Annotated in this window: 23 protein-coding genes; 10 read left to right on the forward strand and 13 right to left on the reverse strand. The window is 72.1% G+C overall.

The window, feature by feature from the left end; translation table 11 throughout:
- Positions 1 to 60: 60 nt before the first annotated feature.
- The 4 genes from ACZ7L0_RS35495 to ssd are packed head-to-tail and all read right to left on the reverse strand — an operon-like array spanning position 61 to position 4,040.
- The gene (locus tag ACZ7L0_RS35495; protein WP_471246670.1) at positions 61 to 849 is read right to left on the reverse strand and encodes a type II secretion system F family protein; all 789 of its coding nucleotides are present in this window, start codon (positions 847 to 849) and stop codon (positions 61 to 63) included.
- Positions 846 to 1,721 carry a type II secretion system F family protein gene (locus ACZ7L0_RS35500; protein ID WP_471246671.1) on the reverse strand — a complete coding sequence of 292 codons (876 nt, stop codon included), beginning with the start codon at positions 1,719 to 1,721 and terminating at the stop codon, positions 846 to 848. Before ACZ7L0_RS35500 ends, ACZ7L0_RS35495 begins: the two co-directional genes overlap by 4 nt.
- Positions 1,714 to 2,940, reverse strand: a complete 1,227-nt coding sequence (locus tag ACZ7L0_RS35505) for a TadA family conjugal transfer-associated ATPase (RefSeq protein WP_471246672.1) — start codon at positions 2,938 to 2,940, stop codon at positions 1,714 to 1,716. The genes ACZ7L0_RS35500 and ACZ7L0_RS35505 overlap by 8 nt, the downstream gene beginning before the upstream one ends.
- Complete coding sequence (gene ssd / locus ACZ7L0_RS35510; RefSeq protein WP_471246673.1) at positions 2,937 to 4,040, reverse strand: septum site-determining protein Ssd; 1,104 nt, start codon at positions 4,038 to 4,040, stop codon at positions 2,937 to 2,939. The genes ACZ7L0_RS35505 and ssd overlap by 4 nt, the downstream gene beginning before the upstream one ends.
- 584 nt (positions 4,041 to 4,624) lie before the next feature.
- Here ssd and ACZ7L0_RS35515 point away from each other — a divergent pair.
- Positions 4,625 to 5,458, forward strand: coding sequence for an HAD family hydrolase (locus ACZ7L0_RS35515; protein ID WP_471246674.1), 834 nt, complete (start codon positions 4,625 to 4,627; stop codon positions 5,456 to 5,458).
- Between the two features lie 344 nt (positions 5,459 to 5,802).
- Here ACZ7L0_RS35515 and ACZ7L0_RS35520 read toward each other — a convergent pair whose 3' ends face one another.
- Entirely contained in the window at positions 5,803 to 6,627 is an 825-nt protein-coding gene (locus ACZ7L0_RS35520; RefSeq protein WP_471246675.1) for a Fic family protein, read from the reverse strand.
- 100 nt (positions 6,628 to 6,727) lie between these two features.
- Here ACZ7L0_RS35520 and ACZ7L0_RS35525 point away from each other — a divergent pair, with 100 nt between their 5' ends.
- Complete coding sequence (locus tag ACZ7L0_RS35525; RefSeq protein ID WP_471246676.1) at positions 6,728 to 7,708, forward strand: ATP-binding protein; 981 nt, start codon at positions 6,728 to 6,730, stop codon at positions 7,706 to 7,708.
- 18 nt (positions 7,709 to 7,726) lie between these two features.
- Here the strand turns inward: ACZ7L0_RS35525 and ACZ7L0_RS35530 are convergent, their stop codons facing one another.
- Positions 7,727 to 8,992, reverse strand: coding sequence for a polysaccharide deacetylase family protein (locus ACZ7L0_RS35530; protein WP_471246677.1), 1,266 nt, complete (start codon positions 8,990 to 8,992; stop codon positions 7,727 to 7,729).
- A 321-nt stretch (positions 8,993 to 9,313) separates the two neighbouring features.
- Between ACZ7L0_RS35530 and ACZ7L0_RS35535 the strand changes: the two genes are divergently transcribed.
- Complete coding sequence (locus tag ACZ7L0_RS35535; RefSeq protein WP_471246678.1) at positions 9,314 to 11,755, forward strand: bifunctional SulP family inorganic anion transporter/carbonic anhydrase; 2,442 nt, start codon at positions 9,314 to 9,316, stop codon at positions 11,753 to 11,755.
- A 141-nt stretch (positions 11,756 to 11,896) separates the two neighbouring features.
- Here the strand turns inward: ACZ7L0_RS35535 and ACZ7L0_RS35540 are convergent, their stop codons facing one another.
- Positions 11,897 to 12,562: a hypothetical protein gene (locus ACZ7L0_RS35540; RefSeq protein WP_471246679.1), complete on the reverse strand. Its 666-nt coding sequence runs from the start codon at positions 12,560 to 12,562 to the stop codon at positions 11,897 to 11,899.
- Positions 12,559 to 13,197, reverse strand: coding sequence for an RNA polymerase sigma factor (locus tag ACZ7L0_RS35545; RefSeq protein ID WP_471246680.1), 639 nt, complete (start codon positions 13,195 to 13,197; stop codon positions 12,559 to 12,561). The genes ACZ7L0_RS35540 and ACZ7L0_RS35545 overlap by 4 nt, the downstream gene beginning before the upstream one ends.
- A 216-nt stretch (positions 13,198 to 13,413) precedes the next feature.
- Between ACZ7L0_RS35545 and acs the strand changes: the two genes are divergently transcribed.
- From acs to ACZ7L0_RS35570, 5 genes are all read left to right on the forward strand, one after another.
- Positions 13,414 to 15,369 (forward strand): acetate--CoA ligase, encoded by a 1,956-nt coding sequence (acs, locus tag ACZ7L0_RS35550; RefSeq protein WP_471246681.1) that lies wholly within the window; start codon positions 13,414 to 13,416, stop codon positions 15,367 to 15,369.
- Between the two features lie 218 nt (positions 15,370 to 15,587).
- A complete protein-coding gene (gene nhaA, locus ACZ7L0_RS35555; RefSeq protein ID WP_471246682.1) occupies positions 15,588 to 17,033 on the forward strand; it encodes a Na+/H+ antiporter NhaA in 1,446 nt (481 codons plus the stop codon).
- Positions 17,034 to 17,101: 68 nt separating this feature from the next.
- Positions 17,102 to 17,593 (forward strand): phage holin family protein, encoded by a 492-nt coding sequence (locus ACZ7L0_RS35560; protein ID WP_471246683.1) that lies wholly within the window; start codon positions 17,102 to 17,104, stop codon positions 17,591 to 17,593.
- A complete protein-coding gene (locus tag ACZ7L0_RS35565; RefSeq protein WP_471246684.1) occupies positions 17,590 to 18,540 on the forward strand; it encodes an alpha/beta fold hydrolase in 951 nt (316 codons plus the stop codon). Before ACZ7L0_RS35560 ends, ACZ7L0_RS35565 begins: the two co-directional genes overlap by 4 nt.
- A 216-nt stretch (positions 18,541 to 18,756) precedes the next feature.
- Entirely contained in the window at positions 18,757 to 18,936 is a 180-nt protein-coding gene (locus ACZ7L0_RS35570) for a hypothetical protein (protein WP_471246685.1), read from the forward strand.
- Positions 18,937 to 19,096: 160 nt separating this feature from the next.
- On the opposite strand, the gene ACZ7L0_RS35575 is transcribed toward ACZ7L0_RS35570, so the two are convergent.
- Genes ACZ7L0_RS35575 through nth form a run of 3 tightly spaced genes read right to left on the reverse strand, consistent with a single transcriptional unit; the run spans position 19,097 to position 21,895 of the window.
- Entirely contained in the window at positions 19,097 to 20,296 is a 1,200-nt protein-coding gene (locus ACZ7L0_RS35575) for a MarP family serine protease (protein ID WP_471246686.1), read from the reverse strand.
- A 13-nt stretch (positions 20,297 to 20,309) separates the two neighbouring features.
- A complete protein-coding gene (locus ACZ7L0_RS35580) occupies positions 20,310 to 21,005 on the reverse strand; it encodes an NUDIX hydrolase (protein WP_471246687.1) in 696 nt (231 codons plus the stop codon).
- A 53-nt stretch (positions 21,006 to 21,058) separates the two neighbouring features.
- Positions 21,059 to 21,895 (reverse strand): endonuclease III, encoded by an 837-nt coding sequence (nth, locus tag ACZ7L0_RS35585; protein ID WP_471246688.1) that lies wholly within the window; start codon positions 21,893 to 21,895, stop codon positions 21,059 to 21,061.
- A 276-nt stretch (positions 21,896 to 22,171) separates the two neighbouring features.
- Here nth and ACZ7L0_RS35590 point away from each other — a divergent pair, with 276 nt between their 5' ends.
- A complete protein-coding gene (locus ACZ7L0_RS35590) occupies positions 22,172 to 22,846 on the forward strand; it encodes a Crp/Fnr family transcriptional regulator (protein WP_030734182.1) in 675 nt (224 codons plus the stop codon).
- Between the two features lie 77 nt (positions 22,847 to 22,923).
- Positions 22,924 to 23,751 (forward strand): nucleotidyltransferase domain-containing protein, encoded by an 828-nt coding sequence (locus tag ACZ7L0_RS35595; protein ID WP_471246689.1) that lies wholly within the window; start codon positions 22,924 to 22,926, stop codon positions 23,749 to 23,751.
- Between the two features lie 11 nt (positions 23,752 to 23,762).
- Here the strand turns inward: ACZ7L0_RS35595 and ACZ7L0_RS35600 are convergent, their stop codons facing one another.
- Together ACZ7L0_RS35600 and ACZ7L0_RS35605 are read right to left on the reverse strand one after the other, a co-directional pair.
- Complete coding sequence (locus ACZ7L0_RS35600; protein WP_471246690.1) at positions 23,763 to 24,593, reverse strand: MBL fold metallo-hydrolase; 831 nt, start codon at positions 24,591 to 24,593, stop codon at positions 23,763 to 23,765.
- Between the two features lie 304 nt (positions 24,594 to 24,897).
- Entirely contained in the window at positions 24,898 to 25,779 is an 882-nt protein-coding gene (locus ACZ7L0_RS35605; RefSeq protein ID WP_471246691.1) for an NUDIX hydrolase, read from the reverse strand.
- Between the last annotated feature and the right edge of the window lie 26 nt (positions 25,780 to 25,805).

Consider the following 25,805-nt stretch of genomic DNA (forward strand, 5'->3'; position numbering starts at 1 on the left):
GTTCGTTCCATCGACCACTACTGATCACTTCGCCGGTTTCATCCCTGCTGCCGCCTCCGTTCAGCCACCACCTCCTCCCGCCACTCCGCTCGCCAGCCCGATCACCACGGGCAGGACGCCGACCGCGACGAAGGCGGGCAGGAAGCACAGCCCCACCGGTGCGCTGACCAGAACGGCCGCCCGGCGGGCCCGTGCCGTCGCGCCCCGCGCCCAGTCCGCGCGCGCGTCCGCCGCGAGCCGTGCGACCGGCGCTGCGGCCGGGAGCCCCGACTCGTCCGCCCGCTCCAGCAGCCGGGCCAGCGCCTCGGCACCCGGCATCGAGGCCAACAGGCGCCAGGCGTCCGCCGGTTCGCCGCCCAGCCGCACTTCCGCCGCACCCCGCTCCAGTGCCTCCCCGACGGGCCCCCCGAGGGCCTCGCCGACGGCCTGGGAAGCGATCACCGGCCCGGCACCGGCCGCGATGCAGGCGGCCAGGAGGTCCGCGGCGAGCGGGAGTTGACGGGCGGCCGAGGCGGCGTCGAACCGCGCCGTCCGTCCCGCGCTCTCCCCTTGCCGGTGCCGCCACCGCCACAGCCCCGCGGCGGCCCCCAGGCCCACCGCCACCCCGGGGACTCCGCCGACCAGCGCCCACCCGGCGGCCACCACCCCGGCCACGGGCAGCCACCGCCGTACGGCACCGCGCACCTCGACGGGCCGCCGAGGGGCCGCGGTCTCCAGGGCCAGCAGTCCGGCCAGCCGGCGTCGCGCCCGGCGCTCGCGCCGCGCCGCGTCGAGCCGCCGTGCGAGCCATGCGAGGGCCAGGGCCGCCGCGACGGTCATCCCCAGCCTGTGGACGACGTCGGTGCTCATACCGCCTCCGCTCCCCGCACGATCCGCGCCGACCACCACAGCCCGGCGGCCTCCAGCAGCCCGCCGACCAGCAGACAGCCCAGCCCCGCCCCGGTGTGCAGCAGCACGTGCAGCGGGCCGGCGCCCATGGCCGTGCCGAGCAGCAGGCCCAGGGCCGGCAGAGCGGCGAGCATCACCGCCGTGGCCCGGGCGCCCGCCAACTGGGCGCGCAGGTCGGCGCGTTGGTCCCGCTCAGCACGCAGGGCCGCATCGAGCCGGTCGAGCCCGGCCGCGAGCCCGGCGCCCTGGTCCACGGCCACCCGCCAGCAGGCCGCGAGCCCCAACAGCCCCTCGGCGCCCGGTTGGCGGGCCGCCCCCGCGAGCGCGCCCGGCACATCCCCGCCGAACCTCGCCGCCGCGAGCACGGCCGCCTGCGCCTCCCCGAGCCCGCCGGAGTCCCGCGCGGCGTACAACAGCGCCTCCCCGGGCTGCCGTCCGGCGCGCACCTCACCGGCGAGCGCCCCGCACAGCGCGATCACCGCGTCCCCGCACCGCTCGCGCGCCCGCCGCGCCTCACGGGCCAGCCGCAGCCGGCGCAGCACCGGCACTCCGGCCGCCCCCGCGACGGCCGGCACGACCGAGGAGCCCAGCAGCGCCAGCACCAGCCCGGCGGCCGGCGACCACCACTCACTCCGCAACCGGCCGCGCAGCCGCCGCAGTTCACCGAGGATCCACTGGGCGGAGGGCGGGCCGGTCCCCACCACCCCACCTCCGGCCAGCAGCAGCCGCGCCCGCCGCGCCCCGCAGTGCCGTCCGCCCGTCAGCCACACCGCCGCGCCGACACACGCCAGGGCGGCGCCCATCGACACGTCGGTCGTCGAGACCTCACCCATCGCTCCCGCCTCCTCCATCGCCGTAGCCATTCGCCTCGCCACCGGTCTCACCGCGCAGCAGCCCCCGCAGCCGCTCCCACCCCCGCTCCCGCGCGAACGCCCGCGGGCCCCAGCGCAGCGCCGGCACCGTCCGCACCAGCCCCGAGGGATCCCGCTCCAGCACGTGCACCTCGGCGATGCGGCGCCGGCCGGTCCGGTCGCGTACCAGGTGCAGCACCACCGACAGGGCGGCGGCCAACTGGCTGTGCAGGGCCGCCCGGTCGAGCCCGGCGGCCGTGCCCAGCGCCTCCAGGCGGGCCGGAACGTCCGCCGCCGCGTTGGCGTGCACCGTGCCGCAGCCGCCCTCGTGACCGGTGTTGAGCGCGGCCAGCAGGTGCACCACCTCGGCGCCCCGCACCTCGCCCACGACCAGCCGGTCGGGACGCATCCGCAGCGCCTGCCGCACCAGGTCCTCGAGGGTGACCAGGCCCGCCCCCTCCTGGTTGGCGGGTCTGGTCTCCAGCCGTACGACGTGCGGATGGTCCGGCCGCAGCTCCGCGGAGTCCTCGGCGAGCACGATCCGCTCGTCCGGCCCGACCAGCCCGAGCAGCGCGCTAAGCAGCGTCGTCTTGCCGCTGCCCGTGCCACCGCTGACCAGGAAGGACAGCCGGGCCCCGAGCAGCGCCCGCAGAACCCGGTCCCCGCCGGGCGGCACCGTGCCCGCGGCGACCAGTTCGCCGAGCGTGAACGCCCGGGGGCGCACCACCCGCAGGGACAGGCAGGTGCAGCCGACGGCCACCGGGGGCAGCACCGCGTGCAGCCGGGTCCCGTCGGGCAGCCGGGCGTCGGCCCAGGGCCGGGCGTCGTCGAGCCGGCGTCCGGCCACCGCGGCGAGCCGCTGCGCGAGGCGTCGTACGGCCGCCGCGTCGGGGAAGGTGACCCCGGTCAGCTCCAGTCCGCCGCCCCGGTCCACCCACACCCGGTCCGGGGCCGACACCAGGACGTCGGTGACCGACGGGTCGGCGAGCAGCGGTTCCAGCGGGCCGCTGCCCACCAGTTCGGACCGCAACCGCTCGGCGGCGCCCAGGACTTCGGCGTCGCCGAGCACCCGCCCCTGTTCGCGCAGCGCCTGTGCCACGCGCGCGGGTGTCGGTTCGGCCCCGCTCTCGGCCAGCCACCGCCGCACGCCGTCGAGCAGCGCCGGGGAGTCCGCTCGCTGGAGTCCGGGAAGCGTGCTCATACGCCACCCGCCTCTGCCAGGGTCCGCTCCCAGAACTCCTTGCAGAAGCGCGCCAGCGGCCCGCGGCCGGCCGCGCCGGGCGGTTCGCCGCCGTCGTGCGGGCGCAGCAGTCCCGCCTCGACGGGCACCTCACCGGCCAGGGGCAGGCCGAGCAGCCGGGCCACCTCACGGTCGTCGAGGCCGGGCGCGTACGGCCCTCGTACCGCCACCCTGAGATCGCGCAGGACCATGCCGACGGCGGACGCCACCCGGCCGGCCGCCGCGACGGCGCGCAGTTCGGCCGGGACCACGAGGAGGGCGAGGTCGAGCTGGGCGAGGGCCTCGGCGACGCCGTCGTCCAGGCGGCGCGGCAGGTCGACGACGACCGTGCCGCCGCGCCGCCGGGCGGCTGCGAGCACCGCCCGTACGGCCTGGGGCGGGATGGCGACGCAGTCACCGCGGTCCCAGCTGAGCACCCGCAGGGAGTGCAACTGCGGCAGCGACTCCTCCAGGGCGCCGCCGCCGACCCGGCCGCGGGAGGCGGCGAAGGCGGGCCAGCGCAGTCCCTCGGCGGTCTCTCCGCCGAGGAGTACGTCGAGTCCGCCGCCGAGCGGATCGGCGTCCACGAGCAGGGTGCGCAGTCCCTCGCGCGCGGAGGTGACGGCCAGCGCGCAGGCCAGCGTGGACGCGCCGGCCCCGCCCCGGCCTCCTACGACGCCGACGGTGACCGCCGGGCGGCCGACGCCCTCGGCGACGTCGGCGATGCGGTCGACCAGCCACTGCTCGCCCTCGGGCAGCATCAGGACGTGGTCGGCGCCGATCTCGACGGCCCGTTTCCAGATGCCGGCGTCGTCCTGGTCGCGGCCGACCAGCACCACTCCGCGCCGGCGCGCGGCCCCGCGCACGCGCCGTGCCGCGTCGTCGCCGACCAGGACGAGCGGGGCCGACTCCCAGCCGCCGCCGCGTTCCGGTACGCCGGGGTGGACCTCGGGTGTGGCGCCGGCCGCCGCGCACAGGCGCAGCAGGTCGTCCAGGAGGTCGGTGTCCTCGGTGACGATCAGCGGCTGTGCCGGCCGTCCCGAGGTCTCGGGCGGCGGATCGTGAGTGACGGTTCCGGCCATGATGTGTTCCCCCTTCGCCGCGTCGGGCGCGCAGTCCCCTGCGGCCACGCGATTCACCAACGTGTGAAGAACCGGCAAGCGGCCTCCATATGAGCGGCCGATACGGAACCGGCCATAGACGCTCCGGCAAACAGAACCGGCCATGAACTCGCCACGGCGGAGCGCGCTGGAATCACGGTGAGGCGAACCCGGAAATCATGTGGATCTTGGTCGAAATCTGTGGACAACTCAGCGGTTGTGAATATCGCCATCACCCATACCGGTGAGCTCCGCACCGACCCCTGTGCGACTTCCGCAGAGCAGCCCGACGGCTACCCTGAGTGACGAACTATGGGCATGCCGAAGCGGTGGTCACCGCCGCACACCGGCGGCCGGCAACCACGTGAACCAAGGAGAAAACCCACCCGGACATGCGACGACCCCCGCCGGGGGGGAGAGCGGGGGTCGTCCCCACGGCCGACTCGGGGGGGGAGGAGTCGGACCGGGTTAGCACGGTCGCGAACGATCCGTGACTTCCATGGTGTACCCGAGAGCCCTCTCAGGCAAACCCACGCGCCCCACCTTACGCCGAATGGTGGGCCCCTATGCTCATGCTCGTGGAAAACCACTCCTTGCCCCGCACAGCGGCCTTCTTTGACCTGGACAAGACGGTCATTGCGAAGTCGAGCACGCTCACCTTCAGCAAGTCGTTCTACCAAGGCGGGCTGATCAACCGCAGGGCCGCCTTGCGTACCGCCTATGCCCAGTTCGTCTTCCTGGTCGGCGGCCTCGACCACGACCAGATGGAGCGCATGCGCGAGTACCTGTCGACCCTGTGCCGCGGCTGGAACGTGCGGCAGGTGAAGGAGATCGTCGCCGAGACCCTGCACGACCTGATCGACCCGATCATCTACGACGAGGCCGCCTCCCTCATCGAGCGGCACCACATGGCCGGACGCGACGTGGTGATCGTCTCCACGTCGGGCGCCGAGGTGGTCGAGCCGATCGGCGAGCTGCTCGGAGCGGACCGGGTGGTCGCCACCCGCATGGTCGTCGGCGACGACGGCTGCTTCACCGGCGAGGTGGAGTACTACGCCTACGGCCCGACGAAGGCCGAAGCCATCAGGGAGCTGGCCGAGTCGGAGGGGTACGACCTCTCCCGCTGCTACGCCTACAGCGACTCGGCGACCGATCTGCCGATGCTCGAGACCGTCGGGCACCCGCACGCCGTGAACCCCGACCGCACACTGCGCCGCGAGGCACTCGCGCGCGGGTGGCCGATCCTGGACTTCCACCGCCCGGTGCGCCTCAAAAAGCGGCTGCCCAGACTCTCCGTACCGCCGCGGCCGACCCTCGTCGCGGCGGCGGCGATAGGCGCGGCCGCGGCCACCGCCGGCCTCGTCTGGTACACCAGCCGACGCCGCGGCTCCATGGCCTGACCCATTTGGAACCTGTTTGGGCCTAAAAAGTAAAGAAGCGTGGGCGGGGGTTCCGCTTGCTCCGGGCTTGCAGTACAAATGACTTAAGGCCCGCGAGACCGAAGGACATCCGAGAGGATCCCCTTTTAATACGCATTTGGCCCACGGACCTCGCATGAACATCGGGCACCCACGCGACGTCGACCCGTCGATTACGGGCCAGCCGCACCAGGTGACGGGCAAAGTTCCCGGCCTGATGGGCAACATATCGAGGACGCCTGGTAACTCGTTGGGCATGCCAGCGGCGGTACGAGTCACTCGTACCGCCGCAACCCTGTTCAGCCCCCTCACGGGGGCTTTTTTCGTCAGGCCGCCCCGCGCTGCAGCGCCTCGCACACCGCGGTCGACTCACGCACGCCCAGCTCAACCGCCCGGCCGCAGTGGGCGATCCACGCCGCCATGCCCTCCGGAGTCCCGGAGGCATAGCCGTCCAGGGCCGCGAGGTAGGCCGCGCGGCCGAGTTCGGCGTGGCCCACCTCGGCCGGGCAGATCGCCTTCGGGTCCAGGCCGCTGCCGATCAGGACGATCCGCTCGGCCGTGCGCGCGACCAGGCCGTTGTGGGACACGAAGGGGCGCAGCGCGAGGAGCTCGCCGTGCACGACGGCGGCCGTCACCAGCGCGGGCGCCGAACTGCCCGCGATGATCAGCTGGGAGAGTCCCTCCAGCCGGCCGGACACCTCGGCCGCGTCCGGCAGCGCGAGCTCGATCAGCGACTCGTCGACCGGCTCGCCCGCCTGGCGCGGCCGTCCCACCTCGTCGTCCTTGCCCGCCGCGGCCACCAGGTGCAGCCTGGCCAGCACCCGGAGGGGAGACTGCCGCCAGATGGACAGCAACTGGCCGGCCTCCGCGGTCAGCCTCAGGGCCGCGCCCACCACGCGTGCCTCGTCGTCGCCGCTGAAGTCGGTGCGCCGGCGCACCTCCTCCAGGGCCCAGTCGGCACCGGACAGCGCCGCGGAACCGCGGGCGCCGCGCAGCGCCGCCTCGGAGGTGACCGCGTTGCTGCGGCGCCGCATGATCCGGTGTCCGTAGACCCGGTCCACGGCCTTGCGCACGGACTCCACGGACTCGGCCACACCGGGCAGTGAGCCCAAGGCCGCAAGCGGATCGGCGGACGCGCCTGTCGTACTCATGAGTACGACCCTACGCACCCCGGCGCCACACCCCACGAAGGAGTGGTCTTCTTCACTCCCATCGACACACACAGCTATCGCTTCACTACGCTTGGTGAACATGAAAATTGCTTTCGTCGGGAAGGGCGGCAGCGGCAAGACCACGCTGTCCTCCCTCTTCATCCGCCATCTCGCGGCGGGCGGCGCGCCGATCGTCGCCATCGACGCCGACATCAACCAGCACCTCGGCGCCGCGCTCGGCCTCGACGAGACACAGGCGGCCGCGCTGCCCGCGATGGGCGAACGGCTGTCGGTGATCAAGGACTATCTGCGCGGCAGCAACCCGCGCATCGGCTCCTCCGCGACGATGATCAAGACAACCCCGCCCGGGAAGGGCTCGCGACTGCTGCGGGTACGGGATCCCAACCCGGTGTACGACGCCTGCGCACGGCCGGTGGAACTCGACGGCGGTGCCGTCCGTTTGATGGTCACCGGCCCCTTCACGGCCGCCGACCTGGGGGTCGCCTGCTACCACTCCAAGACGGGAGCGGTGGAGCTGTTCCTGAACCACCTGGTCGACGGCCGCGACGAGTACGTCGTGGTCGACATGACGGCGGGCTCGGACTCCTTCGCCTCCGGCATGTTCACCCGCTTCGACATCACGTTCCTCGTCGCCGAGCCGACCCGTAAGGGGGTGTCCGTCTACCGCCAGTACAAGGAGTACGCCCGCGACTTCGGCGTCACCCTGAAGGTCGTCGGCAACAAGGTGCAGGGCCAGGACGACATCGACTTCCTGCGCGCGGAGGTCGGGGACGACCTGCTGGTGACCGTCGGGCACTCGGACTGGGTGCGCGCGATGGAGAAGGGCCGGCCTCCCCGGTTCGAGCTCCTGGAGGACGTCAACTACCGCGCTCTGCGCACCCTTCGGGCCGCCGTCGACGCGACCTACGAGCTGCGGGACTGGGAGCGCTACACCCGTCAGATGGTGCACTTCCACCTCAAGAACGCCCAGTCGTGGGGCAATGAGCGTACGGGGGCCGACCTGGCGGCGCAGGTCGACCCCGAATTCGTGCTCAGCGAGGCGGTGGCCGCGCCCGCCTGACGGCCACCGCCCCGGTGGCTACTGCCTGACCGCCGGCGCGCCCGGCACCCCCTTCGGGGCCGGGGCGGTGCGGCCCGACAGGAAGGACGCCCAGCCCTGCCGGGGCACCTCGCCCACCTTCAGGGTGCGCAGCCTGGCCAGCACCTGCGGGTCCTGGGCGTCCAGCCAGTCGGCGAGCTGCCGGAAGGAGACGCAGCGCACCTCGGGCTTGTTGCACACCTGCTCGACGACCTCGTCGATGGCGCGCATGTAGGTGCCGCCGTTCCAGGACTCGAAGTGGTTGCCGATGACCAGGGGAGCGCGGTTGCCGTCGTAGGCGCGGTAGAAGCCCTTGAGCAGGCCGTCCCGCACCTGGTCGCCCCAGTAGTCGTACTTGTCCGGGTCACCCTGGGTCGAGGTGCCGGACTGGTTGACCATGAAGTTGTAGTCCATGGTCAGTTGCTCGTAGGAGTGCCCGGGGAAGGGCACGAGCTGCATCGACAGATCCCACAGTCCGGACCTCTTCTTCGGCCAGACCTGGTCGTTGACCCCGCTGGTGTCATAGCGGAAGCCCAGCTCGCGGGCCGCCTCGACGAAGTTCTTCTGCCCCTCCAGGCAGGGGGTGCGGCCGCCGATGAGCTCCTTGTCGTAGTCGAAGGGCAGCGGCGGCGCCTGCTTCATGCCGGTGTTGGTCTTCCAGTTCTTCACGAACTGCTTGGCCTGGGCGATCTCGCTCTTCCACTCCGCCACCGACCACTTGCCGACTCCGCCCTCGTTGCCGCAGAAGTGGCCGTTGAAGTGGGTGCCGATCTCGTTGCCCTCCAGCCAGGCCAGCCGCAACTGCTTGACGGTGTCGGCGATGCCCTGATCGTCGTTGAAGCCGATCTCGGAGCTGCCCTGCTCGTGCTGCGGTGGCCGGTAGAGATCGCGCTTCTCCTCCGGCAGCAGGTACACGCCGCTGAGGAAGTAGGTCATGGTGGCGTTGTTGGCCTTGGCGACCTTGCGGAAGTGGGAGAACAGCTTCTGGCTGTCCTCGCCCGCGCCGTCCCAGGAGAAGACCACGAACTGGGGAGGTTTCCGGCCGGGCTCGAGCCGCTCGGGTGTGGGCAGGTGCGGCTGCGTCCCGGTGTACGCGGTGGAGCCGTCGCCGATCAGACGGAGCACGCTGCCCGGCGCCGCCGCTCCCTTCTGCGGGCCGGGCGCCCCTTCCGTCGAACCGCTGGAGCCGGTCGCGCAACCGGTCAGCGACGCGGCACAGGCCGCGGCGACCATGGCGCCCGCGGCGATCCTCTGGGTGGCGGCCATGTTCCGCCCACCTTCTTCCTTCTCTCAGACAAACGCTGACGAGGGCGTTTTGCGGTGATCTGTCGGTTTGTGCCGACAGAGCCGCCAAGGTCGCACGGGGCCGAGAAGGAATTAATACGACAAGCCGATAAAAAGCTCACATCACTCGGGCGAGTGAACTAATGCACCATTTGCGCCAAAAATCCATGCCTGACCTTTACTCTGCATTACGATTCATTTACCGAGCGTTGATCCTTGCGTTGATCCATCCCGCCACTGCACGCCGTGACCCACGGCCGCGACCAGTTCCGCGACCGCGCAGCCCCGGAGGAGACGGGAAACATGTCAGCCTGTGCACCCACCCAGCCCCAGCCCCCGGCGCAGACCAAGCGTCCCCGCCGACCACGCCCGCCCCGCCGCTTCGGCATCGCGGGCGCCGATCTGTCCGCGTCGATCGCCGTCTTCCTGATCGCCCTGCCCCTGTCCCTCGGTATCGCCCTCGCCACGGGCGCCCCATTGCAAGCGGGGCTGGTCGCCGCCGCCGTCGGCGGGATCGTCGCCGGGCGGCTGGGCGGCTGCCCGCTCCAGGTCAGCGGTCCCGCCGCCGGGCTCACCGTCGTCACCGCCGACCTGATCGACCGCTACGGATGGCGGGCGACATGCGGCATCACCGTCCTCGCCGGTATCGCCCAACTCGGCCTGGGCTGCCTGCGCGTGGCGCGCTCGGCGCTCGCCGTGAGCCCGGCCGTGGTGCACGGCATGCTCGCCGGCATCGGCGTCACCATCGCCGTCGCCCAGCTGCACATCGTCCTGGGCGGCAGTCCGCACAGCTCCGTACTCGACAACCTCCGTTCACTGCCGGATCAGTTGGCCCAGCTGCAGCCCGCGTCCGTGACGATGAGCGTGCTGACGCTGACCCTGCTGCTGACCTGGCCACGGCTCCCCGGCCGCACGGGCCGCCTGGTGCGCAAGGTCCCGGCCGCGCTCGTCGCCGTCACGGGTGCCACCGTGACCGCCTCGCTCACCGGGCTGACGCTGCCCAGGGTCGACCTGCCCTCCTGGAGCAGCCATGCCCTGGCCGGACTGCCCGAGGGGCCGGTGCTCGGCGTCGCCGCCGCCGTGCTCACGACCACTTTGGTGTGCAGCGTGCAGTCGTTGCTCGGGGCGGTCGCCGTGGACAAGCTGGTCACCGCCCGCCCCGCTCCACAGGCCCAGGTCGGCCGCTCGGACCTGGACCGGGAACTGCTCGGTCAGGGTGCCGCCAACATCGTCTCCGGGGCACTCGGCGGGCTGCCCGTCGCCGGGGTGGCCGTGCGGAGTTCGGCGAATGTGCAATCCGGTGCCGTGAGCCGGAACTCCACGATGCTGCACGGCGTTTTCGTAGTAGTCGCCACGCTGCTGATGGTTCCGATCCTGGAGTTCATCCCGCTCGCCTCACTCGCCGCCCTGGTGATGGCCGTCGGCATCCAGATGGTGTCCCTGCACCACATCCGCACGGTGACCCGCCACCGCGAAGTGCTGGTGTACGCCGTCACCACCCTCGGCGTGGTGGCCCTCGGCGTCCTGGAAGGTGTGCTGTCCGGTGTCGCCGTGGCCGTCGCCGTCTCCCTGCACCGCCTCACCCGTACCCGTATCACCCACGCGGAGAAGGAAGGAGTCCATTACGTCCATGTGAGAGGCCAATTGACGTTCCTCGCGGTGCCGCGGCTCAGCCGGGCCCTGCATCTCGTACCCCACGGCGCCCGCGCCGTCGTGAAGTTGCACGGTTCGTTCATGGACCACGCGGCGTACGAGTCACTGCGGGACTGGCAGCACGCGCACACCGCTCAGGGCGGCTTCGCCGAAGTGACCGGCCGCCGGGGCGGTGTCCGGGCCGCCGGACCGGCCGAGCACGACGACCACCTCACCGACAGCCGTCCCACACCCGGCGAGGACGGATCCGGCGAGGCCACCACCGGCATGGCCGCACCCACCGAGGAAGCGAGTCCGACCGAGCCGAGACCGGCCGAGACCAGACCGTCCGACACCAGACCGTCCGACGCCAGACCGGCTGAGACAAGACCGACCGACACCAGACCAGCTGCGACCAGACCGGGAAGGTTCAGGGCCAGTGCCGGTCGGCACGACCTGGCACGCGGCATCCGGGCGTTCCAGCGCGACACCGCGCCCCTGGTGCGGGGCGAGCTGGCGCGGCTGGCGCGGGAGGGGCAGCGACCGTCGCAGCTCTTCCTCACCTGTGCCGACTCCCGGCTGGTCACCTCGATGATCACCTCCAGTGGTCCGGGCGATCTCTTCGTCGTCCGCAACGTCGGCAACCTGGTCCCGCTGCCGGGCGAGGAGAAGGGCGACGACTCGGTGGCGGCGGCCATCGAGTACGCGGTGGACGTGCTGAAGGTCCGGTCCATCACGGTGTGCGGGCACTCCGGGTGCGGCGCCATGCAGGCGCTGCTCGACTCCGAGCCCGGCCGCGCGCGGACCCCGCTGAAGCGGTGGCTCGGCCACGGGCTGCCGAGCCTGGAGCGGATGACCGACGGCACCCGCCCCGGCGCACGGCTGGCCGGCCGCCCCGCCGCGGACGCGTTGGAGCAGCTCTGTCTGACCAACGTGGTGCAGCAACTGGACCACCTGCGCGCACACGAGTCGGTCGCGCGGGCACTGAAGGAAGGAGCGCTGGAGTTGCACGGGATGTACTTCCACGTGGGCGAGGCCCAGGCGTACCTGCTCAACACGGCGAGCGTGGACGAGCTGTTCGACCATGTGCGGGCTGCGGACCTGACGGCGTGACCCGCTTGCTCCCCGGGCGGCAGCCCCCTCCCCGCCGACGTGGGGGGCCGCCCGCGGCGCACCCGGGGCTCGTCCACAGCCTGTCCAGCAACACGGGCAAGGGGCCCCCTCGTCTCCCGCGATCCGATCCGCCGGACAGCCCTAGCGGAACGACTCCGGTTCGCAGGGTGCGATCTTGCCCTTGACCGCGTAGAAGAGCTCGCTCGGCATCGCCGTGGCGTCCCTCTGGCTGATGTTCTCGATCGCCAGGGAGTCGCCGGGATGCAGGGTGACCTGCCAGCGGTGTCGCAGGGCCGGGTCGGTCGGGCCGACCGGGACGGAGCCCTCGTCGGGCCGCTTGTCCCCGATGAAGCCCCGCATCATCTGGCTCGACAGGAGCTCACCGCGTGGCTGCGCACACTGGTGGCCGTACTCCAGGTCGTCGATGGTGACGTGGACACCGTCGGCACGCAGCCGTTCGGCGAGTTGGCGCTGGCCCGCCGGGCCGATACCGACCTTCAGCAGGCTGAAGGTGACCGTGCCGTCGTGATGGCGCTCCACCGCGTACGCGGGTGAGTCGGCCGGGGAGCCGGGGACCAGCACCACCGCCAGTCCGGCGACGGCACAGGCACCGGCGGCGAGGAGGAGACGGCGGCGTGTGAACAGCCGGCGTCCCGGAGCGGGCGCTTCGGTCCGACCGGCGTTCCGGCCGGCGTTGCGGCCGGCGTTGCGGCCGGGGCCGCGCTCCCGCCGTGCGGCCTCACAGCGCTCGATCTCCTGCTGCAACTCCGCGAGCAGCCGGTCCTCGAACCTCGTCTTCGTGGTCATGCCTCTCCCCCCGTTCCTCCGTTGACGTACGACAGTGATGTGCCCCGTGGGTCGGCGGCGGGCGGATCCGCCTCCGTGCGCAGCGACTTGCGGGCCCGGTGGAGCCGTACACGGGCGGTGACCTGGCGGATGCCGAGCGCGGCCGCCGCTTCGGTGACCGTGAGCTGGTCGACGGCGATCAGTTCCATGACCGCCCGCTCCCCCTCCGGGAGCCGCTCCAGCGCGGCCAAAACGCGGCGGCCCGGGCTCTCCGCGTCGAGCTTGTCCTCCAGGCGGGCGATGTCGTCGGCCTCCAGCAGTCGCCGCCCCGAGATGCGCCGGTCGCGCTCGGTCTCACGGGCGACACGGCGGCGTTCTCCGGAGACGACGTTGCGGGCGATGCCGTAGAGCCAGGCCGTCTCGCTGCCCCGGGACGGGCGGTAGGTGTGGGCCGAGTCCAGGACCGCGAGGAAGACCTCGGCCGTCAGGTCGGCCACCGTGTGGGCGTCGGCGAAACGCCGGGCCACGAAAGACGTCACCGCGTCCACATGGCGCCGGTAGAACTCTTCGAACAGCTGTGGGTCGCGAGCCGCCGCAGCCGGCCCGCCCCGTATCCCTTCCACTCGGTCTCCCCCTCGTCGTCGGTGGCACTTCATCTGTACTTGGGCGGGGGTGGGAAAGGCGTTACAGGGGTTGAACTCCCCCTGGTCGGCGTCCGTGGGTACGGATGACCCCGGCCGCCGCGAGAACCGTGGAAGAGCAGCTGGACACATAGGTCTAAACCAATTTTCCGTCGGCCCTTGTCACCGGCCCCCCGGGTCTGATGAGCTGTGGCCTGGGACACAACGGACACCCTTCGAAAGGGAGATGTCGTGAGCAACGAGAGCCTGGCCAACCTGCTCAAGGAAGAGCGCAGGTTCGCGCCCCCCGCCGAGCTGGCCGCGAACGCCAATGTGACGGCGGAGGCGTATGAACAGGCCAAGGCTGACCGGCTCGGCTTCTGGGCCGAGCAGGCCCGGCGGCTGAGCTGGGCCACCGAGCCGACGGAGACGCTGGACTGGTCGAACCCGCCGTTCGCCAAGTGGTTCAAGGACGGCAGACTCAACGTCGCCTACAACTGCGTGGACCGGCATGTCGAGGCCGGGCACGGCGACCGGGTCGCCATCCACTTCGAGGGCGAGCCCGGCGACAGCCGTGCGATCACCTACGCCGAGCTGAAGGACGAGGTCTCCAAGGCCGCGAACGCCCTGCTGGAGCTGGGAGTTCGCAAGGGCGACCGGGTCGCGATCTACATGCCGATGATTCCGGAGACGGCGATCGCGATGCTGGCCTCGGCCCGTATCGGCGCCGCGCACTCCGTCGTCTTCGGCGGCTTCTCGGCGGACGCCCTGGCGACCCGTATCCAGGACGCGGACGCCAAGGTCGTGATCACCTCCGACGGCGGCTGGCGGCGCGGCAAGCCGTCCGCGCTCAAGCCGGCCGTGGACGACGCCGTCGCGCGCGTGGACAACGTGGAGCACGTGCTCGTCGTACGGCGCACCGGCCAGGAGGTCGCCTGGAACGGCGAGCGGGACGTGTGGTGGCACGAGCTGGTCGAGCGGCAGTCCGCCGAGCACACGCCGGAGGCGTTCGAGGCGGAGCACCCGCTCTTCATCCTCTACACCTCGGGCACGACGGGGAAGCCGAAGGGCATCCTGCACACCTCCGGCGGCTATCTGACGCAGGCGGCGTACACGCACTGGGCGGTGTTCGACCTCAAGCCGGAGACCGACGTGTACTGGTGCACGGCCGACGTCGGCTGGGTCACCGGGCACTCGTACATCGTGTACGGACCGCTGGCGAACGGCGCGACGCAGGTGATGTACGAGGGCACGCCGGACACCCCGCACCAGGGCCGGTTCTGGGAGATCGTGCAGAAGTACGGGGTGACGATCCTGTACACCGCGCCGACCGCGATCCGTACGTTCATGAAGTGGGGCGACGACATCCCCGCGAAGTTCGACCTGTCCTCCCTCCGTGTCCTGGGGTCGGTCGGTGAGCCGATCAACCCCGAGGCCTGGATCTGGTACCGCAAGCACATCGGCGCCGACCGGACGCCGGTCGTCGACACCTGGTGGCAGACCGAGACCGGCGCGATGATGATCTCCCCGCTGCCGGGCGTCACGGAGGCCAAGCCCGGCTCCGCGCAGCGCCCGCTGCCCGGCATCTGCGCGACGGTCGTCGACGACGAGGCGAACGAGGTGCCCGACGGAGGCGGTGGCTACCTGGTCCTGACCGAGCCGTGGCCGTCGATGCTGCGCACCATCTGGGGCGACGACCAGCGGTTCCTGGACACGTACTGGGCGCGGTTCGAGGGCAGGTACTTCGCCGGTGACGGGGCGAAGAAGGACGACGACGGGGACATCTGGCTCCTCGGGCGCGTCGACGACGTGATGCTGGTGTCGGGGCACAACATCTCCACCACCGAGGTGGAGTCGGCGCTCGTGTCCCACCCGTCCGTGGCCGAGGCGGCCGTGGTCGGCGCGGCGGACGACACGACCGGGCAGGCGATCGTCGCCTTCGTGATCCTTCGCGGTTCGGCGTCCGAGGACGACAAGCTCGTCGGTGAGCTGCGCGACCACGTCGGCGCCACGCTCGGCCCGATCGCCAAGCCGAAGCGGATCCTGCCGGTGGCGGAGCTGCCGAAGACCCGCTCCGGCAAGATCATGCGGCGCCTGCTGCGGGACGTCGCGGAGAACCGTCAGCTCGGTGACGTGACCACCCTGACCGACTCCACGGTCATGGACCTCATCCAGGCGAAGCTCCCGGCGGCGTCCAGCGAGGACTGAGCGGGGACTGAGCGGGGCCTTTCAGGGGCACCCGGTGCGAGCGCGCCGGGTGCCCCTTTCGCGCCTACCGTGGGGATCACCGGATCCGTCTCCGGCGCATCCCGGTCGCAGAACAGCACACGTTAGGTAAACTAAACAAAGCGAATGTCAACCTCAGGTGCGCCGGGAAGTCTGGTCGGCATGTACTCCGTCCTGCCCACCGACCGGAGGTCCCCGCCGTGCCCGCGCCCCGTACCACCACTCCCCGCAAGGTCCTCGGACGGCTCTCCCTGCCCGAGCGGACCTACGTCGCGGACGCCCTGCGCACCGAGACCGTCGGCGGCGTGCTGCTGCTGGTCGCCGCGGTCGCGGCCCTGGTCTGGGCGAACGTCCCCGCACTGCGTCACAGCTACGACAGCGTCAGCCACTACCACCTGGGCCCGGGCGCCCTCGGCCTGAACCTCACCGTCGCGCACTGGGCCGCGGACGGGCTGCTCGCGGTCTTCTTCTTCGTCGCCGGGATCGAGCTCAAGCGCGAGCTCGTCGCCGGGGACCTCAGGGATCCGAAGGCAGCCGTGCTGCCCGTCGTCGCCGCGCTGTGCGGCATGGCCGTACCCGCGCTCGTCTACACCCTGACCAGCGCCACCGGCGGCGGCTCGCTCGCGGGCTGGGCGGTGCCCACCGCCACCGACATCGCCTTCGCGCTCGCCGTGCTCGCGGTCATCGGCACGGCGCTGCCCAGTGCCCTGCGCGCCTTCCTGCTGACCCTCGCCGTCGTCGACGACCTGTTCGCGATCCTGATCATCGCGGTCTTCTTCACCGACCACATCGACTTCGCCGCGCTCGGCGGCGCGGTCGCCGGGCTCGCCGTCTTCTGGCTGCTGCTGCGGGTGGGCGTACGCGGCTGGTACGTGTACGTGCCGCTCGCGCTCGTCGTCTGGGCGCTGATGTACAACAGCGGCGTCCACGCCACCATCGCTGGTGTCGCCATGGGCCTGATGCTGCGCTGCACCACCCGCGAGGGTGAGGAGCAATCCCCCGCCGAGCACATCGAGCATCTCGTCCGCCCCCTGTCGGCGGGGCTCGCCGTGCCGCTGTTCGCGCTGTTCAGCGCCGGTGTCCCGGTCTCCGGCGGGGCGCTCGGGAAGGTGTTCACCATGCCGGAGACGCTCGGCGTGGTGCTCGGGCTGGTCGTCGGCAAGACGATCGGCATCTTCGGCGGCACCTGGCTGACAGCGCGCTTCACCCGGGCCTCGCTCAGCGAGGACCTTGAATGGGCGGACGTGTTCGCCGTGGCATGCCTCGGCGGGATCGGCTTCACCGTCTCGCTGCTCATCGGCGAGCTGGCCTTCGACGGCGACACGGCGCTGACCGACGAGGTCAAGGCAGCCGTACTGACCGGGTCGCTGATCGCGGCGGTGTGCGCGACGGTGCTGCTGAAGGTGCGCAACGCCAAGTACCGCGGGCTGTGCGCGGAGGAGGAGCGGGACGAGGACCGGGACGGCATCCCGGACGTCTACGAGCAGGACGACCCGGCGTACCACCTGCGCATGGCGGAGATCCTCGAACGCAAGGCGGCCGAGCACCGGCGCCTCGCCGCGGACCTCGGGGACGGGGCCGCCGGGCGCCACACGCGTGCCGAAGTGCCGGGCAGGGCAGGCGAGGAGCACCGCCGTCCGGCATGATCTGACGAGGCGGTACAAAACGAGACGCTATACAGACGAACGCTACGAAGAAGAAAAGGGAGACCGCGATGAGCGCACCCGACGGCAGCCCGGTCGGTGCCGAACGCAGCATCGGCCAGCTGTTCGCCTCGGCGACGACCGAATTGTCGGCCCTGGTGCACGACGAGATCGCGCTGGCCAAGGCCCAGCTGAAGCAGGACGTCAAGCGCGGCGCGACCAGCGGCGGCGCCTTCACGGTGGCCGGCGCGGTCCTGCTGTTCTCCCTGCCGATGCTCAACTTCGCCCTGGCGTACGGCATCCGGACCTGGAGCGACTGGAACCTCGCGGTCTGCTTCCTGCTGTCCTTCGCGGCGAACGTCCTGGTCGCCGGCGGCCTCGCGCTGATCGGTGTGGTCTTCGCCAAGAAGGCCCAGAAGAGCAAGGGCCCGCAGAAGGTCGCCGCGTCCATGAAGGAGACGGCGGGCGTCCTGCAGAAGGCCAAGCCCCACCCCCGTACGGCCCCGGCCCTGGAGGACCAGTCCCCCGCGGCCATCGAGGCTGTGGCACGCTCGTCGTCATGACGGACCCCGCCGCCACTTCGGCGCACCCCTTTTCGGTCGCACGGCTGGACGTTCCCGGTGGCCGAGAGGTGACGCACCGGGACGTCGCCGCCAACGGCGCCCGCTTCCACATCGCGGAGCTGGGCGACGGCCCGCTGGTGATGCTGCTGCACGGCTTCCCGCAGTTCTGGTGGACCTGGCGGCACCAGCTCGTCGCACTCGCCGACGCGGGCTTCAGGGCCGTGGCGATGGACCTGCGGGGCGTGGGCGGCAGCGACCGCACCCCGCGCGGGTACGACCCGGCCAACCTCGCCCTCGACATCACCGGCGTGGTGCGCTCGCTGGGCGAGCCGGACGCCGCGCTGGTCGGCCACGACCTGGGCGGCTACCTGGCCTGGACGGCGGCCGCGATGCGGCCCAAGCTCGTCCGGCGGCTCGCTGTGGTGTCCATGCCGCATCCGCGGCGCTGGCGCGCGGCGATGCTGCGGGACCCGCGGCAGACGGCCGCGAGCTCCTACATCTGGGGCTTCCAGCGGCCGTGGATCCCGGAGCGGAAGCTGACCGCCGACGACGGGGCGCTGGTGGGCGAGCTGATCCGGGACTGGTCCGGGCCGCGGCTGCCGGACGACGAGGCGGTGGAGACGTACCGCCGGGCCATGTGCATCCCGTCGACCGCGCACTGCTCGATCGAGCCGTACCGCTGGATGGTCCGGTCCCTGGCCCGCCCGGACGGCATCCAGTTCAACCGCCGTATGAAGCGGCCGGTGCGCGTGCCGACCCTGCACCTGCACGGCTCCCTCGACCCGGTGACACGCACCCGGAGCGCGGCCGGCTCCGGCGAGTACGTCGAAGCGCCGTACCGCTGGCGGCTGTTCGACGGTCTCGGCCACTTCCCGCACGAGGAGGACCCGGTCGCCTTCTCCACCGAGCTCATCAACTGGCTCAAGGACCCGGAGCCCGACCGATGACCTGGGCGAGGCGCTGACCTCGGCCGGGGGCCCGGGTGTTGCCCGCGAAGCTCACCAACTGGCTGAAAGACCCTGAGCCGGACCGGTGACCGAGTCAATGCGCCCGGTATCCGGACCTGAACACCTGTTCCCCGAACGGCCACATGCCCAGCGCATAGGCCAATTGGGGGCCGCCGGGGCGGTTATCGACCTTGGGGCACGGGCACACGTCGGGGTATGGGCTGGACGCACGACTACAGTGACGCACCCCGCAACCGACGCTCGGCCGCAGGCCTGAGCTCGCACCGGGGAGGCGCTCCGCAGATGCAGGGCACGGACCTCCGGGTGGGAATCCCGCGCATCCTGCGCCGCCGGGCCCGCTGGGTCTCGGTACGCCTGCGTCACCCGCGAGGCTGAGCGCGGCCCTCCCAGGGACTGTCCTGCGACCATTCCCGCCTGCCTCGCGGCGCCCGGCACGCATCCCCCGTCGAGGGCGCCCCGGCGCCTTGCGATCGCACGCACCGGACTGCCGCGAAGCGCGCCCTCCGGGCGGACGACGGGAATGGCCGGTCGGGCCCTAGAGGGCGCAGCTGTCGGTGCCCACCTGCTGGTTCGCGGTGCGTCCCTTGGTGATGTCCGACTGGATCTCGTCGGCGGTGAGCGCGTAACCGGTGTCGGCGTCGTCGAGGGACTTCGCGAAGACCACCCCGTACACCTTGCCCTCGGGCGTGAGCAGGGGGCCGCCGGAGTTGCCCTGGCGGACGGTCGCGTAGAGCGAGTAGACGTCACGGCGGACGGTGCCGCGGTGGTAGATGTCCGGGCCGTTGGCCGTGATGCGCCCGCGTACGCGCGCGGCGCGGACGTCGTACGACCCGTTCTGCGGGAAGCCCGCGACGATCGCGCTGTCGCCGCTCGACGCGTCCTTCGACGAGAAGTTCAGGGCGCGCGCCTTCAGGTCCGGCACGTCGAGCACGGCGATGTCGCGGTGCCAGTCGTAGAGGACGACCTTCGCGTCGTACTTGCGGCCCACACCGCCTATCTGCACGGTCGGCTCGTCGACGCCGCCGACCACGTGCGCGTTGGTCATCACGCGGCGGTCGGCGAAGACGAAGCCGGTGCCCTCCAGGACCTTGCCGCAGCTCGGGGCGGTGCCCATCACCTTGACTACGGACCGCTGGGCGCGCGCGGCGACCTGGCTGCCGGCCAGGGCCGGGTCGGGCGGCTGTACGTCGGTGATCGGCTCGTTGGCGAAGGGGCTGAAGACCTGCGGGAAGCCGTTCTGCGCGAGCACGGAGGAGAAGTCCGCGAACCAGGTGTCGGCCTGGGCGGGCAGCGCCCGGGAGACCCCGAGGAGCACCTTGGAGCTGCGGACCTCCTTGCCCAGCGTCGGCAGGGTGGTGCCCGCGAGGGCGGAGCCGATCAGCCAGGCCACGAGGAGCATGGCGACCACGTTGACCAGGGCGCCGCCGGTGGCGTCCAGGGCGCGGGCCGGGGACCAGGTGATGTACCGGCGCAGCTTGTTGCCCAGGTGGGTGGTCAGGGCCTGGCCGATGGAGGCGCAGACGATGACGACGACCACCGCGACGACGGCGGCGGTCGTGCTGACCTCCGCCTTGCCGGTCAGGGCGTCCCAGATGACGGGCAGCGTGTAGACGGCGACGAGGCCGCCGCCGAGGAAGCCGATCACCGACAGGATGCCGACGACGAAGCCCTGGCGGTAGCCGACGATCGCGAACCACACGGCGGCGACCAGCAGCAGGATGTCCAGCACGTTCACGGGGTTCACCCTGTCATGACCGCCAGTCGAGCGGGACCTGCTTCTCCCGGTCCCAGGGGCGCTCCCAGCCCGCGTAGTGCAGCAGGCGGTCGATGATCCCTGCGGTGAAACCCCAGACCAGGGCCGATTCGACCAGGAATGCCGGACCTCGGTGGCCGCTGGGGTGCACGGTGGTGGCGCGGTTGGCGGGATCCGTGAGATCCGCCACGGGGACGGTGAAGACACGGGCGGTCTCGTTCGGGTCGACGACGCCGACCGGGCTGGGCTCGCGCCACCAGCCGAGCACCGGAGTGACGACGAAGCCGCTGACCGGGATGTAGAGCTTGGGCAGGACGCCGAAGAGCTGGACGCCGGACGGGTCGAGCCCGGTCTCCTCCTCGGCCTCCCGCAGAGCGGCCCACAGCGGCCCGTCGGCCTTAGGGTCGCCGTCCTCGGGGTCGAGGGCGCCGCCGGGGAACGAGGGCTGCCCGGCATGGGAGCGCAGCGAGCCCGCGCGCTCCATCAGCAGCAGCTCGGGACCGCGCTCGCCCTCGCCGAACAGGATCAGCACGGCGGACTGCCGGCCCGCCCCGTCCTCGGGCGGCAGGAAGCGGCTGAGCTGCAGCGGCTTGATCGTCTCCACGGCCCGCGCCACCGGGTCCAGCCAGTCCGGCAGGCCTTCCTTGCTGAGCGTCACCGCGCCGCCCTGGGTATTGCTCGCGTGTGTCATCGCCGCCCCCCGTTCTGCCGTGTCCAACGCCCGAGGGCACCGAGATCGTTCCGTCATACGGCCCCCAGCGGCGGCGCCGGCCGGCCGCCGGCGTCGAGGTAGGCCTGCGGGGGCTTCAGGCGCTGCCCCGGGAAGCCGCCCTTCTCGTACTTCAGGAGCTTCTGGGCCTTCTCGGGGTCGGTCTCGCCCTCGCCGTAGGACGGGCAGAGCGGGGCGATGGGGCAGGCGCCGCAGGCGGGCTTGCGGGCGTGGCAGATGCGGCGGCCATGGAAGATCACGTGGTGCGACAGCATCGTCCACTCGCTCTTCGGGAACAGCGCGCCGATGGCGGCCTCGATCTTGTCGGGCTCGGTCTCCGCGGTCCACTTCCAGCGCCGCACCAGCCGCTGGAAGTGCGTGTCCACGGTGATGCCGGGCCGCCCGAAGGCGTTGCCGAGGACGACGAAGGCGGTCTTGCGGCCCACGCCGGGCAGCTTGACGAGGTCCTCCAGCCGGCCGGGGACCTCGCCGCCGAACTGCTCGGCCAGGGCCTTGGACAGCCCTATGACCGACTTGGTCTTGGCCCGGAAGAAACCGCACGGGCGGAGGATCTCCTCGACCTCCTCCGGGTTCGCGGCGGCCAGGTCCTCGGGGGTGGGGTACCTGGCGAAGAGCGCCGGGGTGGTCTGGTTGACCCTCAGGTCCGTGGTCTGGGCGGACAGCACCGTGGCGACCAGGAGCTGGAAGGGGTTGTCGAAGTCCAGTTCCGGATGCGCGTACGGGTAGACCTCGGCGAGCTCGCGATTGATCCGGCGGGCGCGGCGGACGAGGGCGGTGCGCGACTCGTCCGCGGGTACCTTTTTTACTGCTTTCACTGTTTTCCTACTGTTGCCGGGATCCTGTTCGCCCACAGCGGAATCGCGACGTACAACCACCCGCCCAGCCCCCTTGGCCTGTGCTCTCACCGGCGATTTGGACACCCGGCCAGCCTAAAGCCCGGCACCGACATCCGCCCCGGACCCGGAAGATCAGCGCCCGATTGGACCCCTGCCGCTTACCTCGGGACACCTGTGCGGCATCCTTGTGACAGATCACACTGTTTGGATCGTCCGGCAAAATGGGGAACACGGTCCCCTGGCACATGGGGGAGCAAGATCCCCTGAGCAGGTCGACAAGGGAGATAACTCGTGGACGACGTTCTGCGGCGCAACCCGCTCTTCGCGGCGCTCGACGACGAGCAGGCCGCGGAGCTCCGCGCCTCCATGAGTGAGGTGACCCTCGCGCGCGGTGACTCACTTTTCCACGAGGGCGACCCCGGTGACCGGCTCTACGTCGTCACCGAGGGCAAGGTCAAGCTCCACCGCACCTCGCCCGACGGCCGCGAGAACATGCTGGCGGTCGTCGGCCCCGGCGAGCTCATCGGCGAGCTGTCGCTGTTCGACCCGGGCCCGCGTACGGCGACGGCCACCGCCCTCACGGAGGTCAAGCTCCTCGGCCTCGGCCACGGCGATCTGCAGCCCTGGCTGAACGTACGGCCCGAGGTTGCCGGCGCCCTGCTGCGCGCCGTCGCGCGCCGCCTGCGCAAGACCAACGACGCGATGTCCGACCTGGTCTTCTCGGACGTCCCCGGCCGGGTGGCCCGGGCCCTGCTGGACCTCTCCCGCCGCTTCGGCGTGCAGTCGGAGGAGGGCATCCACGTCGTCCACGACCTGACGCAGGAGGAGCTGGCCCAGCTGGTCGGCGCCTCGCGCGAGACGGTCAACAAGGCGCTCGCGGACTTCGCCCAGCGCGGGTGGCTCCGCCTGGAGGCGCGTGCGGTGATCCTGCTGGACGTGGAGAGGCTGGCGAAGCGGTCGCGGTGACCGCTGTGCGCGGTTGTCCGGCGCTGTGATCAACAAATCCAGCCGCCGGTCACCATCCCCGGGGGCACAGTGACCCCATGGCCGAAACGATTCCTCCCAAGGGTCTCGACCCCCAGGGCTACATCGCGCGCGAAGGCTCCCTCGCGCGCGTCCCGCACCCCTTCCGCCCCGTCGTCGCCGCCGCCCGCGACCGTCTCCCGGACGCCTTCGGGGCGCGCATGCACAGCGCGTACCTCTACGGGTCGCTTCCGCGCGGCACCGCGCGCGTGGGCCGCAGCGACCTCGATCTGCTGGTCGCCCTGCGGGAGGAGCCGACGGACACCGACCGGGAGGCGGCCCGGCTCCTCGGGGAGGCGCTCGACGAGGAGTTCCCGCAGATCGACGGGGCCGGGACGCTGCTGTTCGGCAGGCGGCGGCTGCTGAGCGACCTGGAGAGGTACGACCTGGGGTGGTTCGTCGCCTGCCTGTGCACCCCGCTGCTCGGTGAGGACCTCGCCGGGCACCTGCCCCGCTACCGGCCCGACTCACTGCTGGCCCGCGAGACCAACGGCGACCTCGCGCTCCTCCTCCCCCGCTGGCGGGACCGCGTCGCGGGCACCGAGGACTCCGAGGAGGCCCGGCGCCCCCTCGTGCGCTTCATGTCACGGCACCTCGTGCGCACCGCCTTCACCCTCGTCATGCCCCGCTGGCAGGGCTGGACCAGCGATCTGCGCGAGATGGCCGGGGTCTTCGGCGCGTACTACCCTCAGCGCGCCGCACCGCTGCGCGCGGCGGCCGAGTACGGGTACGAGCCGGTCGGCGACGCGGACGTCCTGCGCTCGTACGTCGACGACCTCGGCCCCTGGCTCGCGCGGGAGTACGCGCGCGTGCACGGCATCAAGGCCGCACGTCCCGGCGACGGCTAGGGGGACACCCCCTAGATGAGCCCGTGGTCCTGGAGATAGTCCATCTGCGCCCGCACCGACAGCTCCGCCGCCGGCCACAGGGAGCGGTCCACGTCGGCGTATACGTGGGCCACGACCTGGGCGGGGGTGCGGTAGCCGTTCTCGACGGCCGTCTCCACCTGGGCCAGGCGGTGGGCGCGGTGGGCGAGGTAGAACTCGACGGCGCCCTGGGCGTCCTCCAGGACGGGTCCGTGGCCCGGGAGCACCGTGTGGACGCCGTCGTCGACCGTCAGGGACCTCAGCCGCCGCAGCGAGTCCAGATAGTCGCCCAGGCGGCCGTCGGGGTGCGCCACGACCGTCGTACCGCGTCCGAGGATGGTGTCGCCGGTCAGGACGGCCCGGTCGGCCGGGAGATGGAAGCACAGGGAGTCCGCGGTGTGGCCGGGGGTCGGTACGACCCTCAGCTCCAGCCCGCCGACCGTGATCACGTGCCCGGCGGCCAGGCCCTCGTCACCGAGCCGCAGCGCCGGATCCAGCGCGCGCACCTTCGTGCGGGTCAGCTCGGCGAAGCGGGCGGCACCGTCGGCGTGGTCGGGGTGGCCGTGGGTGAGCAGGGTGAGCGCGACCCGCTTGCCGGCCCGCTCGGCGGTGTCCACGACCGCGCGCAGATGACCGTCGTCCAGCGGCCCCGGGTCTATGACCACGGCCAGGTCCGAGTCCGGCTCGGCGACGATCCAGGTGTTCGTGCCGTCCAGGGTCATCGCGGAGGCATTGGGCGCCAGGACGTTCACGGCCCGCTCGGTGGCCGGCCCCGAGACGACCGCCTCCCGGGGCTGGCCCGGCAGAGCTGCTGCGTCCGTCATGCGGGCACTCCTTCCAGGGTGGCGCTTTCCGACTGCGCCACCAGCGCGCCGAGCCCCCGGCCAGAGGCCGATGCGGCACCTCGCCGCCCGTGCAGCGGCGCGACGGGCACACGGAGAACCGGGGCCCCGCCCGGCAGAGCTGCTGCGCCCGTCATGCGCGCACCCCTTTCCGACTGCCCCACCAGTGCCACGAGCACCCCGCCGGAGCCCGACGCGGCACCTCGCCGCCCACGCGGCGGTACGAGGGGTGCGCGGAAGGCCGGGTCCCCGCCCCGGGATCCGCCCGGCAGGGCTGCTGCGTCCGTCATGCGGGGCCTCCGCCGGGTGTCGGGAGGGTCGGGATGTGTTTGGTGAACTCTTCGTGGCCCGGCCAGGACAGGACGATCTCGCCGTTCACCAGGCGGGCCCGGGCGAGGACGGGTGTCAGGTCGCGTGCGGGGGCGGCGGCGAGCGCCTCGGTGGCGGTGCCGTACGGCGCGAGCTCGCGCAGGGTGGCGATGGTGGGCGGCATCATCAGCAGCTCGCCCTTGTCGTACCGGGCCGCCGCGTCCGCCGGGCGGATCCACACCGTGCGGTCGGCCTCCGTGGAGGCGTTCCGGGTGCGCTGGCCCTCGGGGAGGGCGGCCACGAAGAACCAGGTGTCGTAACGGCGGGACTCGAACTCGGGAGTGATCCAGCGGGCCCAGGCACCCAGCAGGTCGGAGCGCAGCACCAGGCCGCGCCGGTCCAGGAACTCCGCGAAGGACAGCTCACGGGCGACCAGGGCGGCGCGGTCCGCCTCCCAGTCGGCGCCGGTGGTGTCGCCGACCACCGAGTCGGGGGTGGCGCCGGCGAGCAGGACGCCCGCCTCCTCGTACGTCTCCCGCACGGCCGCGCAGACGATCGCCTGGGCGCCGGCCTCGTCCACGCCGAGCCGGTCGGCCCACCACGCGCGCGTGGGGCCCGCCCAGCGGATGTCACGGTCGTCGTCGCGCGGGTCGACACCGCCGCCCGGATACGCGTACGCGCCTCCGGCGAAGGCCATGGAGGCGCGTCTGCGCAGCATGTGGACGATCGGGCCGGTGTCGGCGTCCTTCAGGAGCATCACCGTGGCCGCGCGCCGGGCGGGCACCGGTGTGAGGGTGCCTTCCGTGAGCGCACGGATGCGTTCCGGCCACTCCTCGGGATACCACTGCCCATTCGCCATGTGCCGGAGGCTATCCCGTGGCGCGC

The organism is Streptomyces sp. NPDC039424, assembly GCF_055639495.1.

What these genes read in the sequence shown, in the direction of transcription:
- ACZ7L0_RS35495 (WP_471246670.1), bottom strand. Translation starts at nt 849, where the DNA reads ATGAGCACCGACGTCGTCCACAGGCTGGGGATGACCGTCGCGGCGGCC.
- ACZ7L0_RS35500 (WP_471246671.1), bottom strand. Translation starts at nt 1,721, where the DNA reads ATGGGTGAGGTCTCGACGACCGACGTGTCGATGGGCGCCGCCCTGGCG.
- ACZ7L0_RS35505 (WP_471246672.1), bottom strand. Translation starts at nt 2,940, where the DNA reads ATGAGCACGCTTCCCGGACTCCAGCGAGCGGACTCCCCGGCGCTGCTC.
- ssd (WP_471246673.1), bottom strand. Translation starts at nt 4,040, where the DNA reads ATGGCCGGAACCGTCACTCACGATCCGCCGCCCGAGACCTCGGGACGG.
- ACZ7L0_RS35515 (WP_471246674.1), top strand. Translation starts at nt 4,625, where the DNA reads ATGCTCATGCTCGTGGAAAACCACTCCTTGCCCCGCACAGCGGCCTTC.
- ACZ7L0_RS35520 (WP_471246675.1), bottom strand. Translation starts at nt 6,627, where the DNA reads ATGAGTACGACAGGCGCGTCCGCCGATCCGCTTGCGGCCTTGGGCTCA.
- ACZ7L0_RS35525 (WP_471246676.1), top strand. Translation starts at nt 6,728, where the DNA reads ATGAAAATTGCTTTCGTCGGGAAGGGCGGCAGCGGCAAGACCACGCTG.
- ACZ7L0_RS35530 (WP_471246677.1), bottom strand. Translation starts at nt 8,992, where the DNA reads ATGGCCGCCACCCAGAGGATCGCCGCGGGCGCCATGGTCGCCGCGGCC.
- ACZ7L0_RS35535 (WP_471246678.1), top strand. Translation starts at nt 9,314, where the DNA reads ATGTCAGCCTGTGCACCCACCCAGCCCCAGCCCCCGGCGCAGACCAAG.
- ACZ7L0_RS35540 (WP_471246679.1), bottom strand. Translation starts at nt 12,562, where the DNA reads ATGACCACGAAGACGAGGTTCGAGGACCGGCTGCTCGCGGAGTTGCAG.
- ACZ7L0_RS35545 (WP_471246680.1), bottom strand. Translation starts at nt 13,197, where the DNA reads ATGAAGTGCCACCGACGACGAGGGGGAGACCGAGTGGAAGGGATACGG.
- ACZ7L0_RS35560 (WP_471246683.1), top strand. Translation starts at nt 17,102, where the DNA reads ATGAGCGCACCCGACGGCAGCCCGGTCGGTGCCGAACGCAGCATCGGC.
- ACZ7L0_RS35565 (WP_471246684.1), top strand. Translation starts at nt 17,590, where the DNA reads ATGACGGACCCCGCCGCCACTTCGGCGCACCCCTTTTCGGTCGCACGG.
- ACZ7L0_RS35570 (WP_471246685.1), top strand. Translation starts at nt 18,757, where the DNA reads ATGGGCTGGACGCACGACTACAGTGACGCACCCCGCAACCGACGCTCG.
- ACZ7L0_RS35580 (WP_471246687.1), bottom strand. Translation starts at nt 21,005, where the DNA reads ATGACACACGCGAGCAATACCCAGGGCGGCGCGGTGACGCTCAGCAAG.
- ACZ7L0_RS35595 (WP_471246689.1), top strand. Translation starts at nt 22,924, where the DNA reads ATGGCCGAAACGATTCCTCCCAAGGGTCTCGACCCCCAGGGCTACATC.
- ACZ7L0_RS35600 (WP_471246690.1), bottom strand. Translation starts at nt 24,593, where the DNA reads ATGACGGACGCAGCAGCTCTGCCGGGCCAGCCCCGGGAGGCGGTCGTC.
- ACZ7L0_RS35605 (WP_471246691.1), bottom strand. Translation starts at nt 25,779, where the DNA reads ATGGCGAATGGGCAGTGGTATCCCGAGGAGTGGCCGGAACGCATCCGT.